General features: G+C 33.3%; 17 protein-coding genes. 15 read left to right on the plus strand and 2 right to left on the minus strand.

The window, feature by feature from the left end:
- Positions 1 to 194: 194 nt before the first annotated feature.
- The 9 genes from E0F98_RS15205 to E0F98_RS15245 all read left to right on the plus strand — a co-directional run bounded on the left by E0F98_RS15205 (position 195) and on the right by E0F98_RS15245 (position 10,247).
- Positions 195 to 1,640, plus strand: a complete 1,446-nt coding sequence (locus E0F98_RS15205) for an MFS transporter (protein WP_132112988.1) — start codon at positions 195 to 197, stop codon at positions 1,638 to 1,640.
- Between the two features lie 85 nt (positions 1,641 to 1,725).
- Positions 1,726 to 2,562 carry a 5-dehydro-4-deoxy-D-glucuronate isomerase gene (gene kduI / locus E0F98_RS15210; protein WP_132112990.1) on the plus strand — a complete coding sequence of 279 codons (837 nt, stop codon included), beginning with the start codon at positions 1,726 to 1,728 and terminating at the stop codon, positions 2,560 to 2,562.
- Between the two features lie 5 nt (positions 2,563 to 2,567).
- Positions 2,568 to 3,356: a gluconate 5-dehydrogenase gene (locus tag E0F98_RS15215; RefSeq protein WP_132112992.1), complete on the plus strand. Its 789-nt coding sequence runs from the start codon at positions 2,568 to 2,570 to the stop codon at positions 3,354 to 3,356.
- A 21-nt stretch (positions 3,357 to 3,377) separates the two neighbouring features.
- Positions 3,378 to 4,778, plus strand: a complete 1,401-nt coding sequence (gene uxaC, locus E0F98_RS15220; RefSeq protein ID WP_132112994.1) for a glucuronate isomerase — start codon at positions 3,378 to 3,380, stop codon at positions 4,776 to 4,778.
- Between the two features lie 28 nt (positions 4,779 to 4,806).
- Complete coding sequence (locus E0F98_RS15225; protein ID WP_132112996.1) at positions 4,807 to 5,151, plus strand: cupin domain-containing protein; 345 nt, start codon at positions 4,807 to 4,809, stop codon at positions 5,149 to 5,151.
- A 21-nt stretch (positions 5,152 to 5,172) separates the two neighbouring features.
- A complete protein-coding gene (locus E0F98_RS15230; protein WP_132112998.1) occupies positions 5,173 to 6,195 on the plus strand; it encodes a sugar kinase in 1,023 nt (340 codons plus the stop codon).
- A gap of 97 nt (positions 6,196 to 6,292) precedes the next feature.
- A complete protein-coding gene (locus E0F98_RS15235) occupies positions 6,293 to 6,964 on the plus strand; it encodes a bifunctional 4-hydroxy-2-oxoglutarate aldolase/2-dehydro-3-deoxy-phosphogluconate aldolase (protein ID WP_132113000.1) in 672 nt (223 codons plus the stop codon).
- A 200-nt stretch (positions 6,965 to 7,164) separates the two neighbouring features.
- Positions 7,165 to 8,613, plus strand: a complete 1,449-nt coding sequence (locus tag E0F98_RS15240; RefSeq protein ID WP_132113002.1) for a tagaturonate reductase — start codon at positions 7,165 to 7,167, stop codon at positions 8,611 to 8,613.
- A gap of 20 nt (positions 8,614 to 8,633) precedes the next feature.
- Positions 8,634 to 10,247 (plus strand): UxaA family hydrolase, encoded by a 1,614-nt coding sequence (locus E0F98_RS15245; RefSeq protein ID WP_132113004.1) that lies wholly within the window; start codon positions 8,634 to 8,636, stop codon positions 10,245 to 10,247.
- Between the two features lie 351 nt (positions 10,248 to 10,598).
- Here the strand turns inward: E0F98_RS15245 and E0F98_RS15250 are convergent, their stop codons facing one another.
- A complete protein-coding gene (locus tag E0F98_RS15250; RefSeq protein WP_132113006.1) occupies positions 10,599 to 11,621 on the minus strand; it encodes a LacI family DNA-binding transcriptional regulator in 1,023 nt (340 codons plus the stop codon).
- Between the two features lie 419 nt (positions 11,622 to 12,040).
- Here E0F98_RS15250 and E0F98_RS15255 point away from each other — a divergent pair, with 419 nt between their 5' ends.
- The 6 genes from E0F98_RS15255 (at position 12,041) to E0F98_RS15275 (ending at position 17,502) form a co-directional block, all read left to right on the plus strand.
- Entirely contained in the window at positions 12,041 to 13,348 is a 1,308-nt protein-coding gene (locus tag E0F98_RS15255; protein ID WP_317126211.1) for a glycoside hydrolase family 28 protein, read from the plus strand.
- A gap of 48 nt (positions 13,349 to 13,396) precedes the next feature.
- Positions 13,397 to 13,570, plus strand: coding sequence for a hypothetical protein (locus E0F98_RS16085; RefSeq protein WP_165929334.1), 174 nt, complete (start codon positions 13,397 to 13,399; stop codon positions 13,568 to 13,570).
- A gap of 327 nt (positions 13,571 to 13,897) precedes the next feature.
- A complete protein-coding gene (locus E0F98_RS15260) occupies positions 13,898 to 14,035 on the plus strand; it encodes a RagB/SusD family nutrient uptake outer membrane protein (RefSeq protein WP_132113010.1) in 138 nt (45 codons plus the stop codon).
- A 314-nt stretch (positions 14,036 to 14,349) separates the two neighbouring features.
- A complete protein-coding gene (locus tag E0F98_RS15265) occupies positions 14,350 to 15,294 on the plus strand; it encodes an alpha/beta hydrolase (RefSeq protein WP_132113012.1) in 945 nt (314 codons plus the stop codon).
- A gap of 7 nt (positions 15,295 to 15,301) precedes the next feature.
- On the plus strand, positions 15,302 to 16,279 hold the full coding sequence (locus E0F98_RS15270) for a DUF4861 family protein (protein WP_132113014.1): 978 nt from the start codon (positions 15,302 to 15,304) through the stop codon (positions 16,277 to 16,279).
- 8 nt (positions 16,280 to 16,287) lie between these two features.
- Positions 16,288 to 17,502, plus strand: coding sequence for a glycoside hydrolase family 88/105 protein (locus E0F98_RS15275; protein WP_132113016.1), 1,215 nt, complete (start codon positions 16,288 to 16,290; stop codon positions 17,500 to 17,502).
- Between the two features lie 206 nt (positions 17,503 to 17,708).
- On the opposite strand, the gene E0F98_RS15280 is transcribed toward E0F98_RS15275, so the two are convergent.
- On the minus strand, positions 17,709 to 17,972 hold a 264-nt coding region (locus E0F98_RS15280; RefSeq protein ID WP_132109699.1), incomplete at its 5' end, for an IS3 family transposase.

A 17,972-nucleotide genomic window follows, 5' to 3' on the forward strand; every position in this document is an offset into this window, starting at 1 on the left:
TAAGTTAGCGTGTCCAAATATCATAACTTATAAAAATACACATAATAACTTTTATATTATGTATATTTTTACTGTAAATACTTTTTTACTCATAAAAATAAAATTATCTCTAAAAAAATTGGAAATTAGAATTTATAAAGTATATTTGTGTAATCGATTACATTAATTATTTACAGAAACCAAATATTTTACAAATGAACCAAAAAAACAAATCTATTGGAAAATATCGCTGGACGATTTGTTCAATGCTTTTTTTTGCTACGACAATTAACTATTTAGACAGGCAAGTACTTTCGCTAACTTGGAGTGATTTTATTGCTCCCGAATTTCATTGGACAAACAATGACTACGGAAATATAACTGCTTTATTTTCTATATTTTATGCTGTTTCTTTATTGTTTGCAGGGAAATTTGTAGATTTTATGGATACTAAAAAAGGATTTCTTTGGGCAATTGGCATTTGGTCAATTGGAGCTTGTTTGCATGCATTTTGTGGTATTGCAACAGCTGGAATAATTACGGGAAATTGGTTTGTAGGTTTTGAAGGTGCTAAAGAAGCAATTTCTACTATCAATGATACTGGATTAGTAATTTCAGTGAGTGTTACCTTATTTATTTTTGCGCGTTTTGTATTAGCAGTTGGTGAGGCGGGAAACTTTCCTGCAGCAATTAAAGCGACTGCCGAATATTTCCCTAAAAAAGACCGTGCTTTCTCAACAAGTATTTTTAATGCTGGTGCTACTGTTGGTGCTTTAGCGGCTCCGATATCTATTCCTTTTATCGCTAAATCTTTTGGATGGGAAATGGCCTTCATTATTATTGGTGCTTTAGGTTTTGTATGGATGGGCTTTTGGGTTTTTATTTATGAAAAACCAGAAAAGCACAGACGTGTTAACGCTTTTGAACTAGAATACATCCAACAAGATGTTGTTGCAGATAGTAAAATCGAAGGTTATGTTCCTGAAACTACAACTAAAGTAACATTTGCAGATTGTTTTAGATACAAACAAACTTGGGCATTTGCTTTTGGTAAATTTATGACTGATGGTGTTTGGTGGTTCTTTTTATTCTGGACACCAGCTTATTTAAGTTCAGTTTACGGCATGGATTCTACACAAGCAGCTTTTCCATTATTCGTATTATACATGATTACATTATTATCCATTATAGGAGGTTGGTTACCTACTTATTTTGTAGAGAAAAAAGGAATGAATCCTTACGAAGGTAGAATGAAAGCCATGTTAATTTTTGCATTCTTTCCTTTACTAGCCTTAATTGCACAACCTTTAGGCCATATCTCCTATTGGTTACCTGTTATTATTATAGGTATTGCAGGAGCCGCACATCAAGCTTGGTCTGCTAACATTTTCACAACTGTTGGAGACATGTTTCCTAAAAAAGCAATTGCAACTATTACTGGTATTGGCGGTTTAGCCGGAGGAGTCGGCTCTACTCTTATTAATAAGGGTTCGGGTGTTTTATTTGACTACACCAATGAAACCCAAATGACTTTTATGGGATTCAAAGGAATTGAATCAGGATATTTTATTATTTTCTCGATCTGTGCGGTTTGTTATTTAATCGGATGGACCGTTATGAAATCATTAGTTCCTAAATATGCTCCAATAACTGATTTATAATAATCATCGGATTTTAAAGTAAATTTTATAATTCAAAATATTAAACATATCTTTGTGTAATCGATTACATTAAAAAATTAAAGTTATGACAACATACGATTCAAGATACGCGTCAAGTCCAGAAGCAGTAAAAAATTACGACACTAAGCAATTAAGAGATGAATTCTTAATCGATAATTTAATGCAAGAAAATGAGATAGTTCTCACCTATTCGCATTACGACCGCTACATCGCTGGTTCTGCAGTTCCTGTAAAGGATTTAACTCTCGAAACTATTGATCCATTAAAAGCTGGTTATTTCTTAGAAAGAAGAGAAATGGGAATCATAAACGTTGGCGGAAACGGTTCTGTTGTTGTTGAAGGAATTACCTATGAATTAGGGTTTAAAGATGCCTTATATATTGGAAGCGGCAATAAAGAAGTGATATTCAAAAGTACTGATTCAAAAAATCCTGCTAAATTCTATATCAATTCAGCTCCTGCTCACACTAGTTATCCAACTAAAAAAGTAAGTTTAGCAGAAGCTAAAAAACTTGAGTTAGGAACTATGGAAACTGCCAATCACCGTACCGTAAATCAAATGATTATAGGAGGTGTTGTTACGACTTGTCAATTACAAATGGGAATGACAGAACTAAGACCTGGAAGCGTTTGGAATACCATGCCAGCTCACGTTCATGATCGTAGAATGGAAGTGTATTTCTATTTGGATATTCCAGAAAACCAAGCAGTTTGTCACTTTATGGGACAACCTCAAGAAACAAGACATATTTGGATGAACAATCACCAAGCGGTTATTTCTCCACCATGGTCTATTCACTCTGGTTCAGGTACAAGTAATTATACTTTTATCTGGGGAATGGCAGGTGAAAACTTAGACTATGGAGATATGGATGTCTGCAAAATAACTGATTTAAGGTAAGACCAATGACAAATTTATTTGATATAAAGGCGAAAGTAGCGCTGATTACAGGAAGTACACACGGACTAGGAATGGCAATGGCAAAAGGATTAGGTCAAGCCGGAGCAACAATTATTGTAAACGGAAATTCTTCACAAGAAAAAATTGACATTGCTGTTGCGGAACTTCAAAGTGAAGGAATTAATGCTGTTGGCTATAAATTTAATGTGACTGATGAGCAAGCGGTTATGACTGCTATCCAAAAAATAGAAAGCGAAGTTGGACCAATTGACATCTTGATTAATAACGCAGGAATCATCAAAAGAATTCCATTAATCGAAATGGAAGTTGCTGATTTTAAAGAAGTAATTGATATTGATCTAGTAAGTCCTTTTATTGTTTCTAAGCATGTTGCCAAAGGAATGATTGAAAGAAAACAAGGGAAAATAATTAACATTTGCTCTATGATGAGCGAATTAGGTCGTAGTACTGTGGGAGCTTATGCTGCTGCAAAAGGTGGTCTGAAAATGTTGACTAAAAACATGGCCACAGAATGGGCAAAACACAATGTTCAGATCAATGGAATTGGTCCAGGTTATTTTGCTACTGAACAAACAAAGCCAATCCGAATTGATGGACATCCATTTAATGATTTTATCATCGGCCGTACGCCAGCTGCAAAATGGGGAGATCCAAGTGATTTAGCAGGAGCAGCAATATTCTTATCATCAAAAGCTAGTGATTTTGTAAACGGTCACATCCTTTATGTAGATGGTGGAATTTTAGCAACAATTGGAAAACCTTCAAACGAATAATAATATCTTAAGAAGTATATAATGAGCACCAATTTCATACACGATAATTTTTTATTAGAAAATAAATTTGCAGAAGAATTGTATCACAATTATTCTAAAAACCACCCCATTATTGATTATCACAATCACTTAAATCCTCAGTTTATTGCCGAAGATAAAATTTTTGATAACATCACTAATGTTTGGATAAACGGAGATCACTATAAGTGGCGCGCGATGCGTACCTTAGGAATCAACGAACAATTCATCACCGGAAATGGTTCTGATAAAGATAAATTTTTGAATTGGGCTAAAACCGTTCCATACACAATGCGTAATCCTTTGTATCATTGGACTCATTTAGAATTAGCTCGTTATTTTGATATTACTGAATTATTAAACGAGAAATCTGCAGAGAGAATTTACGAGCAAGCTTCTGCTAAAATAAATTCTCAAGAATATAGCACAAGAAACTTACTTAGCAAAGTCAATGCTGAATTGGTTTGTACTACTGAAGATCCTGTCGATACTTTAGAGTGGCATCAAAAACTGGCAGGAAGTGATTGTAAAACTAAAGTAAGTACCGCTTTTAGACCTGATAAAGCAATCTTAATTTTGAATGATGGATACAACGAATACATTGACACTTTGGGTCAAGTTGCTGGGATTTCTATCGAAACGTATTCTGATTTATGTTCAGCTTTGAGAAATAGAATAGAATATTTTACTAAAAATGGTTCCAAACTTTCAGATCACGGTTTAGATCAAATTTATTTTGAAAGCTATACAGAAAGCGAAATAAATGCAATTTTCAAAAAGAAAAGAGAAAAAACTGTATTAAGTAACGAAGAAGCATTGAAATTCCAAAGCGCAATTTTAGTGTATTTATGTGAAACCTACCATGAATTTGGATGGGTGCAACAATTTCACTTAGGAGCTTTGAGAAACAATAATGCTCGTATGCATAGCATCTTAGGACCTGATACAGGATGGGATTCTATTGGAGATTATCCACAAGCACAAAAACTATCTGGTTTTTTAAACTCATTGGATAGCAAAGATAGATTGACAAAAACAATTATTTATAACTTAAACCCTGCTGACAACGAAGTGATGGCTACCATGATTGGTAACTTCAACGACGGAAGTGTTAGAGGAAAAGTACAATTTGGTTCTGGATGGTGGTTCTTAGATCAAAAAGACGGAATGACGAAACAGTTAAATGCTCTTTCTAATATGAGTTTAATTAGCTGTTTTATCGGAATGTTGACGGATTCAAGAAGTTTCTTATCTTTCCCTAGACATGAATATTTTAGACGTATTCTTTGTAATCTTTTAGGAGATGAAATCAAAAGAGGTGAACTTCCTAATGATATGGAATGGATCGGTAAAATGGTTTCGGATATTAGTTATAACAATGCTAAGGAATATTTCAAGTTTTAATAAATAAACAAATTTCAATTATAACAATATGTCATTTCCAAAAAGCAATCTATTTTTTGAAGAAGAAAAGTCTCCATGGGAAGTTGTAGGCGAAGGTATCCAGCGTCAAATTGTTGGTTATGATGATACGGTTATGATGGTCAATGTAAAATTTGAGAAAGGTGGAATTGGTTCTTTACATCATCATCGTCATACACAGGTTACTCATATTGCCGAAGGCACATTTGCAGTAACCATTGAAGAGGAGACAAAAATTTTGAAAAAAGGAGATTCTTTTTATATTCCTTCTAATAAAATACACGGCGTTGTGTGCTTAGAAGCGGGAATTCTTATTGACGTTTTTAGTCCAATAAGAGAAGATTTTATGAAATAGAAAATATTAAATTCTACAATAATGAATAGAGTAGTTGCATTTGGAGAAATAATGGTACGTCTTTCGACAGAAAGGCATTTGCGTTTTGAACAGGCAAAAACATTTACTGTATCCTATGGTGGAGGTGAGTTTAATGTATGTGCTTCTTTAGCAAACTATGGTGTTCAAGCCGAGTTTGTATCCCGATTGCCGGATAATGAAATTGGAATGTGTGCCATTAAAGAAATGCGTAGAATGAACGTAGATTCTAAAAATGTGATTTTTGGAGGAGAACGTTTAGGCATTTATTATCTAGAAACTGGTGCTGGTCCACGTGGCAGTAACGTAGTCTATGATAGAGCCCACAGTGCAATGGCAACCATTGAAAAAGGTGCCGTAGATTGGAAAACAGTTTTAAAAGACGCTACATGGTTTCATTGGAGCGGAATTACGGCTGCTATTTCTCAAAGTGCTGCTGAGGCTTGCCTAGAAGCAGTAAAAATTGCTCACGAAATGGGTTTAACTGTTTCATGCGATTTAAATTATAGAAGTAAATTATGGCAATATGGCAAAACCCCTAGTGAAGTCATGCCAGAAATATTACAGTACAGTCATGTTATTTTAGGAGACATTGACACTGCTTATTTTATGTTAGGATTAGATAAAGTAAACCCAAATTATCAGGACGAAAAATCACTTCCTTCATTATATACCAAACTTTTTGATTTGTGTCCTAATTTAAAAACAGTTGCTACAACATTACGCTATTCGGTAAGTGCTTCGCACCAAAGAATTGGGGGAATATTATTTGACGGAAAAAAGATTTATCAAGCCGCTCTAAAAGAAGTTACCCCAGTAATTGATCGTGTTGGCAGTGGAGATGCCTTCATGGGGGGATTAATTTATGGTTTATTAGAATATAAAAATAATAACCAAAGAGCATTAGAATTTGCAGTTGCTGCTTGCTGTTTAAAGCATACAATCGCAGGAGATTATAATTTGGTTACCCTAAAAGAAGTTGAAAATACAGTAGATGGTGATTCTGCCGGATTAGTGTCTAGATAAAAAATATTTAGAAGTTACTAAGATACTGAGTTGACAAGATTTAGTTCCGTTAAAAAAACTCAGAAAATTAGCAACTCAGAAACTTAAAAAAACAAATATGGCAAAATATACAAGACTTGAGGTAGCAGTAGTGATGAAAGAAACAGGATTAGTTCCTTTATTTTATCATGCTGATGTTACATTGGCAAAAAAAGTACTAAAAGCATGTTATGATGGTGGTGCAAGATTAATGGAATTTACAAGCAGAGGAGATTTTGCTTTTGAAATTTTTGGAGAACTTAATAAATATGCTTTAGCAGAATTACCAGGAATGATTCTAGGAGTTGGTTCTATTACTGATGCGGCGGCAGCTTCACTTTATATGCAATTGGGTGCTAATTTTATTGTTACTCCAGTTTTTAGAGAAGATATCGCTATCGCTTGTAATCGCAGAAAAGTATTATGGTCACCTGGTTGTGCTTCTCTTACGGAAATTGCAAGAGCAGAAGAATTAGGATGCGAGATTGTAAAATTATTCCCTGGTGAAATCTACGGACCTCAATTCATAAAAGGTGTAAAAGGACCGTGCCCTTGGACAAGTATTATGCCAACAGGTGGCGTTACAACTGAAAAAGCCAACTTAACAAGCTGGTTTGATGCTGGTGCAGTATGTGTTGGTATGGGTTCACAATTAATAACTAACGAAATATTGAAAAACCAAGATTTAGCATTATTGGAAATTCAAGTTAGAAATACGTTAGCTACCATTAAAGAAATTAGACAAAAATAATATTGCTTTCAAAAGATTTTAAAGTCTAGAATAAAAGCTAAATAAGCGACTTGAATACTGGAAGGAATGATTTAATCCCCAATCCTCATTAAAGGATTAAAACTGATATTCAGGAACATCGGTCGCTTATTTATTCAAACAAATATCATAAGTCTTAGTGAATAAAATAATAAGCTGATAATAAATAGTAAAAGGAAAAAATGAAAAATTTAAATAGAAAAAATTTAGGATTAGAGAAATTGCAACCTATTAAAGTAGTTCAATTTGGAGAAGGGAATTTCCTACGAGCTTTTGTTGATTACGCGTTTCACACAATAAATAAAGAAGTTGATTTTAATGCTGGTATTGCAATCGTTCAGCCATTGAAAGAGGGTATGGTAAATATGATAAACGACCAAGATGGTCTTTATACTTTGTTTATGAATGGAATCAAAAAAGGGGATAAAATTCAAGATATTGAGCTAATTACTAATATTGTAAAAGCTATAAATCCATATACTGATTTTGCAGCTTATTTGGCTTTAGCCAAAGAAGAGGAACTTCAATTTATTGTTTCAAATACTACTGAAGCTGGAATTGAATTTGTTGATAGTGACACTCCAAATATGCAACCACCAAACGCATTCCCAGCAAAGTTGACTGTTTTATTACACGAAAGATTCAAACATTTTAATGGAGATGCTTCTAAAGGATTAACGATCATTCCTTGTGAATTGATTGATTACAACTCGGAGACTTTAAAAAAATGCATCTTACAATATTGTGATTTATGGAAGTTAGAGGATGCATTTAAAACATGGGTTTCAGATGCTTGTTCCTATCACAGTACTTTGGTAGATAGAATTGTCCCTGGATATCCAAGAGCTGAAATTGAAGAATACAATAACAAATTAGAGTATCAAGATAATTTAATTGTTGCTGCTGAACCATTCTTCCTTTGGGCTATTGAAGGCGGTGAGGCGCTAAAAGGAAAATTACCTTTTCACAAAACAGATTTGAATGTTAAGATTGTTGACGATATTCGTCCTTTCAAAATGATTAAAGTTCGTATTTTGAACGGGGCACATACAGCAATGGTTCCTATTTCACTTTTATACGGTAACAAATTAGTAATGGAAACAGTTGATGGAGATTTTACTGGGGAATTTGTAAACAGTGTTATTAGCGAAATTAGAGATACACTAGATATGGATAAAGATGAAATTCAAGCGTATTCTGAGGAGGTAATGGATCGTTTTAAAAATCCATTCATCAAACATTCTCTTGCTGATATTGCTTTAAATTCTATCTCAAAATTCAAAGTAAGAGTTTTACCAAGTTTATTAGGATATTATAATGATAATGCAAAACTTCCAACTAATTTGACTTTTTCATTAGCTTGTTTAATTCAATTCTACAAAGGAACTTGGAACAATGAGGCATTACCTGTAAAAGACACACCAGAATTAGTTGAAGCTTTCAAAAATGCTTGGCAATTAGGAACTTTAGATTTAGTTGTAGCTAGTGTTTTATCTAATACCGAATTTTGGGGAGAAGATTTAACAAAAATCAACGGATTATCAGAAGCTATAGTCTTGGCTTTAACTGAAATCGAAGCGAATGGAATTGAAAAAGGCTTTGATAATTTCACAAAAACAGTTTTAGTTTAGAACTTCAAAAAATTAGGATCATGCAAAATAAATTAATAAAAGTAAATCCAGCAGATAACGTAATTGTCGCTTTACAAGATTTAGTACAAAACGAACAAATTACATTTGAGGGAACTACCGTTTCACCAACAACTGATGTTAAAGCCAAACATAAAATCGCAGAGAAAGATTTTGAAATTGGCGATGCTATTATAATGTATGGCGTTTTGGTTGGAAAAGCTGCAAAACGGGTGAAAAAAGGAGAAGTAGTTACCACCGAAAATGTAAAACACCAAAGTGAAAAAGTTTACGGTAAAAACGGAAATTTAGGTTGGACTCCACCAAATATAGATCGTTGGAAAGATAAAACTTTCAACGGGTATCACCGTACTGATGGACAAGTGGGAACCAAAAACGTTTGGTTGTTTTTTCCATTGGTTTTTTGTGAAAACAAAAATATCGAGAAACTGAAAGATATTTTCGAAAATGAATTACTACCCAAAAAAGAAGTTTCTTATAAAAATTTATTACGCTCTTTAATTGAAGAAAAAAGCGTTGAAGAAGTTACAGATAACTCTCCAAAGGAAAATCTTTTAGATAATATCGAAGTAAAATTTATCAATCATCAAGGGGGGTGTGGTGGAATTCGACAAGATTCAGAATTGTTAGCAAAACTACTTGCAGGCTATGTGAACAACCCGAATGTTGCAGGTGCAACAGTTTTAAGTTTGGGATGCCAAAATTTGCAAATTGATATTTTTCAAAAGGCCTTGAAAGAAATGAGTCCGAATAGTGATAAAGAAATTTTGATCTATGAGCAACAACAAATTGGAACTACCGACCAAATGTTTCAAATGGTAATTAAAGATTCTTATGAAGCTATAAAAAGAGCTAATAAAATTGAACGTAAACCTGCTCCACTTTCAAAACTAAGTATTGGTTTGGAATGTGGTGGATCTGACGGATTTTCAGGAATATCGGCAAATCCTGCATTGGGAATTGTTTCAGATATTTTTGCAGCTTTGGGCGGGAAAACCATTTTGGCAGAGTTTCCAGAATTATGTGGTGTTGAGCAAGAATTGATGAATCGATGTGTAGATGAAGAAAAAGCAGATAAGTTTTTAACTCTGATGAAAGCTTTTGAAAAATCAGTTGTAGATGCAGGTTCAGGATTTGACATGAATCCATCGCCAGGGAATATTAAAGACGGATTAATTACCGATGCCATGAAATCTGCTGGTGCATCCAAGAAAGGCGGAACTTCACCTATTGTAGATGTTTTAGATTATGGCGAATATATTTCAAAACCAGGTTTAAATCTTTTGAATACACCTGGAAATGATGCTGAATGTACTACAGGTTTAGTAGGTGCAGGAGCAACTGTGGTTTTATTTACCACAGGTTTAGGAAATCCGATGGGAAATCCAATTGCACCCGTTGTGAAAATTTCTTCGAACACGGCATTAATTAATAGAATGTCGGATATTATCGATGTAAATGCTGGAACTGTAATTACTGGTGAAAAAACCATTACCGAAGTTGGAGCAGAAATCGTAGATTATATTATAGAATTGGCTAGCGGAAACGTTGAAACAAAAGCAGACCAGCTCAAACAAGATGTATTTATTCCTTGGAAAAGAGGAGTATCCTTATAATGTTGAACATTATTTTTAGTTTAGTTAATAAAAAGGCTGTTAGATTAATTTCTAACCGCTTTTTTAATTTAGTCTAAGTATTAAAAATTGTTTTTAGAATGCACAAAAAATTGATTAAGAAAAGAGCATGCATGATGAAACTCTCTACTTAATTGTTTCTAAAGCAACAAAGCATTTAGAAACGATGAGGATTTCATCTTGTGCTGAAGAAAAAGATATCAATACATTTGATAAATTAGTTCCTAACTTAAAACAGAAATAACAAAAGATCAAAACATAAAAAAATGCACTTCTAAGCTAATTTTTTTAGGGAGAAAATCAGAAATAATTCTGTTAATACAATTTAGGGAATCAAATTCTTGTAGATGATTTTCTGATTTGTAATTCGGGATTTAAAACTACTTTCTTCTCTATTTTTACTTTACTGGTATTATTAATTTGTTCTAAAAATACTTTAGCAGCCATTCTTCCCATCTCTAATGGTGATTGATCTACTGATGAAATGGATAGCTCCATAAATCTTGTAAACGGCTCATTACCAAAGCCAAAAACACAAACATCTTTGGGAATTTTTATTCCCCTTTCTCTAAGTTCCTGAATAGCACCTAAAGCGGCGAAATCACTCGAGGAAAAAATCCCATCTGGTGGCGTATTCAATCCCAATAAGCGTTGAACAGCTTGTCTCCCTGCATCAACACTACTTTTCGTTTGAAGAACATAATCTTCATTAAAGACTAAATCATTATCAAGTAATGCTTTTTGATAGCCTTTTTTACGATTTATAAATATTTCTAATGACAGATCCCCCGTTAAATGAGCAATTCGTTTGCAGCCTTGCTCAATTAGATTTTTGGTGGCCAAATATCCTGCTTCAAAATCATTAATCGTTACAGAGCTAACTCCTGGCATTTCTTTCTTTCTGTCAAAAAAGATTAAGGGTACGTTTTGTTTAACAACATTATTGATTACGTGATCATTTGCTTCAGAAACGTTTGAAATGGACATTAAAATTCCATCAACTTGCGCATTTAGTAAAGCGGTTATGTTTTCACTTTGCCTAACTTCATCCTCATTAGTTTGGGTAATAATGACATGATATCCTACTGGACGTAATTCCTCTTCGATCCCTCTAATAACCGAAGCAAAGAAATTACTATCAATACGTGGCACAATTACACCAACGTTATGACTTTTCCCACTTCTAAGTGATTGTGCTAATTTGTTTTGTTTGTAATTCATTTTAGCTGCTGTTTCTAGGACTAGCAGTCTGGTAGCTTCACTTATTTTAGGATTGTTGTTTAACGCTCTTGAAACGGTGGCGGCCGTAATATTAAGTGTTTTGGCAATGTCGTAAATTGTAACCTTATCGCTCATCTGTCAAGATATTAAATTGAATTATTGACAAAAATAAGGTATTTTTTTCTAATAATATTTGAACAGTGTTATCGATTGCATCAAATCAGTTTGCATTTTTGTTAATTACATCAATAAAGAAGTGATTTGTGAATATTTTTGATGTTTTGTTTTTAAAAAGCTATTATATATAAATTATAGCTTTTTAAAATGTTATATGTATTCTTTAGGTTAATATATTTGGTAGATAATAAATAATTATATAATTTAGTGCAATCGATTACTCTTATCCTTTTTATATTATAAATAACAATTAACACCACTATAAAATGTCTATTAAAAAATTAATTCAAAAGTACAATCAGTTAGCAATAGTTTTTTTGTTAGGCTTTTTTGTTTGCCTAAATTGCACCGCACAAAAAGCAAATCCCTGGAAAGAAATGAAATTGATTACCAAATCAATTAAACAAACTTCGTTTTCTTCTCAGACATACAATGTAGTTCAATTTGGGGCTAAAGCGAACACTGACCTAGATCATACTGAAATATTTAGAAAAGCTATTAAAGAATGTAATGAAAGAGGTGGTGGAGTAGTTCTTATTCCTGCAGGAAAATACAAAACAGGGCCAATTCATTTAGAGAACAATGTCAATCTACATATAGAAGAGAATGCGGAACTTCTCTTTAGTACTAATCCAAAAGATTATCCATTGGTTAGAACTTCTTTTGAAGGGACAGAATGTATGAATTATTCACCAATGATTTATGCGTATCAAAAAACAAATATAGCTGTAACAGGAAAGGGGATATTAAACGGGCAAGCTAAAAATGAAAATTGGTGGCAGTGGGCTGGTAAAGGGTATGGACATATTAAAGGGGCTCCGAGTCAGCAAGATCCAGAAAACAGAGATGCTCTGGTCGCTATGGGAGAAAATAATACGCCAGTTTCTGAAAGAATTTTCGGTGAAGGTCACTATATTCGTCCTAATTTTCTTGAGTTTTTCGAATGTGATACAGCTTTAATTGAGGGAATTAAAATTATAGATGCACCATCGTGGGTAATTCATCCAATGAAATCGAATAATATAATTGTGGATGGAGTTACTATAGAGAGTCATGGTCCAAACAATGATGGTTGCGACCCGGAATATTCTAAAAACGTATGGATTAAAAATTGTACTTTCAATACGGGCGATGATTGTATCGCAATAAAGGCTGGCCGAGATGGAGACGGAAGAAGAGTAGGAATGCCGAGTACCAACATTGTAATTCAAAATTGTAAAATGATTGATGGTCATGGAGGTGTGGTTATCGGAAGTGAAATATCAGGGGGCGTGAGTAATGTCTATGTAGAAAATTGTGTAATGGATAGTCCAGAGCTAGAAAGAGCAATTCGTATCAAAACTAATTCTAAAAGAGGCGGTATTATCGAAAACATATATGTTAGAAATCTAAAAGTAGGAACTGTAAAAGAAGCTGTTTTAAAGTTAAATATGTTTTATGCTATTTATGGGGATCAATCTGGGACCTTTATACCAGTGATACGCAATGTTAGCTTAGAAAATGTAAAAGTAAAAAATGGTGGAAAGTATGCCATTCTTGCAAATGGCTATGAGCAATCTCCCATTGAAAATGTAAGCTTAAAAAACGTAACGATCGATAAGGTTGAAACCAATTTTTCATTAAAAAATGTGAAAAACATTCATTTCAAAAATACCAAAATCAACGGTAAGAAGATTAGAGACTAATAACTATTAAAACATAACTATCAATTTTAGAGACCAATTTTAAAAAGGATGAAATGCAATGTTGTTTTTTACACTTTTCTTTTTCTTTTGTTAGGTGTTCAGGCGAGCGTACAACCAGGTCAAGGAGTATCAATAACGGGAAAAGCAAGAAATTTATTTATTGGAAAATCAATTGATTCGAAATACAACTACATGTTTGTCGAAATTTGGCAAGCTGATTAAAAAGCAGAAGCAGCAACGTTTCACCAAACAGAAACATTCATGAGAGAAATATATTCGGCATATTATTCTTATTACAGAATTAATGATAAAAGTGCTTTAAAAGTAGCGCATTATTATGATCCAAAGTAGGAAACTGCCGAAGTAAAAACGGCTTATATTGCGGTAATTCCTATATAGCACTTATACTACTAATGTGATCTTCTTAGCTGATTGTCAAACAATCCCAGTAAAGAAATTTGATGATCCAATTTTTCCTTATTGAGGAAATGGTAAAACAGAAGAGTTAGTACTCGCGAAATTATTGTATCTAGACTTGCCGAAGCATAATTGAATTGTAATCCTACAATTGGTTTGACTCGTTTAAACAAAGTTAGAAAAAGAGCTGGAGCAATTGCTGCAACTGCTACACAATTTAACCTTGATTATATTTTAGACGAAAGAGCAAAAGAGTTGCTTGAAGAATAGGACCGTTGGTTTGATTTAAAACGTATTGAGAAATTAGTTGAAAGAACGGCATTACATAATCAAAATGTAACCACTGCTAGTTTTAATGGAAATGGTTGTGCTCAAAAATTATAGATGCCAATTCCAAAAAATGCAATTGACTTAAATCAAAATAAGAATCTCGAACAAAACCCAGCTTACAATTATTTAGCTGAATTTGTAAAGTATTAGAATTTAGAAAGGCTTTGCTTTATTACATTTTAATTTTTTGACTTAAAACTAGAGACTTGATTCATTTCAAGTTTCTAATTTTTTTAAATAAAATGATTTTTCGAATGAACTATAAAATACTACTCTTCCTTTTCTCTTTAGCAACTTCGGCTACATTTGCGCAAGTAAATTATTGTATTGATACATCGTATACGGTTATGAACACTTTTAAAAAAGAGATCAAAAAATTTCCTGAAATTAAAATAAGAGAACAAAAACACATTTCAGCGGTACGTGTTTTAAATGACATAACCTACACTGATACCAAAACCAGACCTTTACAATTGGATGTGTTTATGCCTAATACAAACAAGAAAAACTACCCTACTATAATAATGATTCATGGTGGTGGCTGGAAATCGGGTAACAAATCACATCTTTTTCCAATGGCAGAAAAATTAGCCGAAAAAGGCTTTATATGTGTAACTGTCGCTTACCGATTAAGTCCTGAGGCAAAATATCCAAATGGAATTTACGACATTAAAAAAGCGATTCAATTTATAAAAGAGAATCACCAAAAAATTCAAGTAGATACTACCAAGTTGGCTATTTTAGGTTGTTCTTCGGGTGGGCAAATGGCTGTTTTAGTTGGAACAACTAACCTCAACCCAAAGTTTCAAGATTTAGAAAGCAACTATAAATCGTCAGTAGCAGTTCAGGCAATTATTGATATTGATGGCATTTTAGCCTTTCATCATCCAGAATCAAAAGAGGGAGAAATGGCGGCTTTTTGGTTGAATGGCACTAGTATTGAAAATAAAAAAAACTGGATTGAAGCATCCGCTTTAACTCATGTGGATCAAAATACACCGCCTACACTTTTTATAAATAGTCAATACGATCGATTTCATGCTGGCAGAGATGATATGGTTGCTGTTTTAAAACAAAATGCTATTCCATATCAAATAGAAATTATTGAGAATTCTCCGCACACTTTTTGGCTATTTGATCCGTATTTTGACCTTACAATATCTTATATCACGCAATTTTTACAAAAAACTTTTAAATAAATAAATCATGAAAACCGCAAAATATTTAGGACTAGCACTATTCAGTCTAACGGCTTGTAAAGCTCAAATTAAAGAAAATTTGGCAGCCTCAAAGCCTTTTTCGTATGCTGAAATATCAGTTAAAACAGATGGAAAATGGGAAAATAGAAAATACATTGGAGGGTCTAAATTTAATAATGTCGATCAATTAAACCTTGCGCCAGAGCATACTGATCATTCTTTTGATATTCGTTACGAAGGACCAGGTTGGGAAAGTAATAAAGTAGCTTATCGCTTGTATTTAGATTGGAGAAATGCCATTGATATCTTCGGAAAGAAAACGGATACTTTGGTATTACCGTATGTTGGTCAAGACGGATTTGATTCGTACCACGAAATGTCTGATTGGGGTGCTGATATTTTGAAAGCAGGAAAAGGAATCGGAATTGGAAGTATTGCACGTTATGCCAACAAGGAAACGTTACATTTTAATACTGTTGCAGCCACGACAGTTGGCATAAAAAATGGTAAAAAAGAATCGGCAATTCATATTAAATACGACGGATGGAAAACTGCCAATGATATTATTGATTTCACATCAACTTTAAAAATTAAGGCAGACGAACGTATTACACAACATACTATTCAAGCTTCTAAAAACATTGGCGGAATTGCAACCGGAATTGTTCGTTTGAAAAACTTACCGCTGATACAAAAAGAAAGTCGAAACAAAAAATGGGCGTACATTGCGACTTATGGCGCTCAAACGTTAGTGTCAGATACAGACCAACTCGGTATGGTGGTTTTTTATGAAACAGCTGCTGTTGAAAAATTGGTTGAAGGCGAGCACGATCATTTGGTACTTTTTAAACCAGCTACTAAAACCAATACTTTTTATTTTGCTGGAGTTTGGGAGCAAGAAAAAAATGGAATTACAAACAAAGAAGATTTTTTAAAATATATTGACCAAAAATTAGCGCAATTAAACGCTAACAACAAAATATAATTGTATTTATGAAAAATATGAAATCACTCAAATATGTAATACTGTGTTTTTTGGCTTTTACGATCATGGGATGTAAATCACAAAAAAACACTGTCGAATCGAGTACGAAAACAATTCCGACCAATATAAAATGGTCAGATCGTATGGCATTGACTCTAATCAAAGCGCATCCAGAATCATATAAGATCGATGATGCTAAAGAGCCAAAATGGGACTATGTGCACGGATTGGTTTTAACTTCTTTTGAAGAGTTGTATAAAACTAGAAAGAACGAAATCTATAAAAACTACATACAATCTTATGTAGATATTTTTGTACAAGCTGATGGTACAATTAAAACGTACCAAATAGAAAAATATAACATTGACATGGTTGTGGCGGGGAGATTATTATTTAATGTTTATCAAAATTCAAAAGAGGAAAAGTATTTGAAAGCCATGCAATTATTACGCAAACAAATAGAGGAACAACCTCGAACGGCTAGCGGTGGATTTTGGCATAAAAAAATCTACCCTAATCAAATGTGGTTAGACGGTTTGTATATGGGAGAACCATTTTATGCTGAATATACAAAGACATTTGAAGATGGTAAAAATTTTGATGACATTGCCAAGCAATTTGAACTGATTCATTCGCACGCAACAGACCCAAAAACAGGGTTGTTATATCACGCTTGGGATGAAAGTAAAGCAATTCCTTGGGCTAATAAAGAGACAGGAACTTCACCTAATTTTTGGTCGCGTTCTATCGGTTGGTATGTGATGGCACTGGTTGATGTGTTGGATTATTTTCCTAAAAATCATCCCAAACAAAAACAGTTGGTTGGTTACTTAAATAAAACAGCTGATGCATTGGTAAAGTTTCAAGATCAATCAGGACTGTGGTATCAAGTAACTGATCAGGGTAATCGTGAAGGCAATTATTTAGAAGCCTCAGGTTCCTCTATGTTTGCCTACGCTTTTGCTAAAGGTGCTAATAGAGGGTATCTGCCAACAAAGTACAAAGCAATTGCAAATAAAGCTTTTAGCGGAATTATTAAAGATTTAGTAAAAATAGGACCAGATGGTGAAGTTATTATTACACAAGCTTGTGCTGTTGCTGGTTTGGGTGGGAAGCCGTACCGTGATGGCTCTTATGAGTATTATGTAAACGAGCGAAAAAAAGACAATGACCCTAAAGCAACTGGACCGTTTATTTTAGCTGCTTTAGAATTGAATAAATAGTTAAAGTATTGATAAAAAGTATATTAATACTAGTAACATTCCAGAATAATTTATGACAAGTTTTGATGAATTACTTTTTATGATTTCAATTGTATTTTAATTTTTTTTAATCGATTACATTATTCAGTATACGCACATCTAAATACTCTTCATAGAAGGCTGTTCATGATTTTAGACTGAACCCAAAAAGTTAGACAAATTTATAATTAATTTTGATAATAATGAGCTCGATATTGGATCGGGCTCATTTTGTTTAAATTAGATTTAATTCTCTCGTTATTGTAATAGTTTATGTATTCCTTTATTTCTTCTTTTAATTGGTTTATAGAGCTGTATTTCTTTAGATAAAATAATTCTGATTTAAGTATTCCAAAAAAGTTTTCGATAATAGCATTATCTAAACAGTTCCCTTTTCTTGACATACTTTGTATAATTCCTTTTTCTTTCAATAGAAATTGATACTGTTTCAT

The organism is Flavobacterium hiemivividum (assembly GCF_004349145.1).
GTDB lineage: Bacteria > Bacteroidota > Bacteroidia > Flavobacteriales > Flavobacteriaceae > Flavobacterium > Flavobacterium hiemivividum.

Coding starts and splice junctions, on each gene's coding strand:
- E0F98_RS15255 (WP_317126211.1), top strand. CDS start 12,041: ATGAAATTGATTACCAAATCAATTAAACAAACTTCGTTTTCTTCTCAG.
- E0F98_RS15205 (WP_132112988.1), top strand. CDS start 195: ATGAACCAAAAAAACAAATCTATTGGAAAATATCGCTGGACGATTTGT.
- E0F98_RS15265 (WP_132113012.1), top strand. CDS start 14,350: ATGAACTATAAAATACTACTCTTCCTTTTCTCTTTAGCAACTTCGGCT.
- E0F98_RS15225 (WP_132112996.1), top strand. CDS start 4,807: ATGTCATTTCCAAAAAGCAATCTATTTTTTGAAGAAGAAAAGTCTCCA.
- E0F98_RS15245 (WP_132113004.1), top strand. CDS start 8,634: ATGCAAAATAAATTAATAAAAGTAAATCCAGCAGATAACGTAATTGTC.
- E0F98_RS15275 (WP_132113016.1), top strand. CDS start 16,288: ATGAAAAATATGAAATCACTCAAATATGTAATACTGTGTTTTTTGGCT.
- E0F98_RS15250 (WP_132113006.1), bottom strand. CDS start 11,621: ATGAGCGATAAGGTTACAATTTACGACATTGCCAAAACACTTAATATT.
- E0F98_RS15215 (WP_132112992.1), top strand. CDS start 2,568: ATGACAAATTTATTTGATATAAAGGCGAAAGTAGCGCTGATTACAGGA.
- E0F98_RS15230 (WP_132112998.1), top strand. CDS start 5,173: ATGAATAGAGTAGTTGCATTTGGAGAAATAATGGTACGTCTTTCGACA.
- uxaC (WP_132112994.1), top strand. CDS start 3,378: ATGAGCACCAATTTCATACACGATAATTTTTTATTAGAAAATAAATTT.
- E0F98_RS15270 (WP_132113014.1), top strand. CDS start 15,302: ATGAAAACCGCAAAATATTTAGGACTAGCACTATTCAGTCTAACGGCT.
- kduI (WP_132112990.1), top strand. CDS start 1,726: ATGACAACATACGATTCAAGATACGCGTCAAGTCCAGAAGCAGTAAAA.
- E0F98_RS15235 (WP_132113000.1), top strand. CDS start 6,293: ATGGCAAAATATACAAGACTTGAGGTAGCAGTAGTGATGAAAGAAACA.
- E0F98_RS15240 (WP_132113002.1), top strand. CDS start 7,165: ATGAAAAATTTAAATAGAAAAAATTTAGGATTAGAGAAATTGCAACCT.
- E0F98_RS16085 (WP_165929334.1), top strand. CDS start 13,397: ATGAAATGCAATGTTGTTTTTTACACTTTTCTTTTTCTTTTGTTAGGT.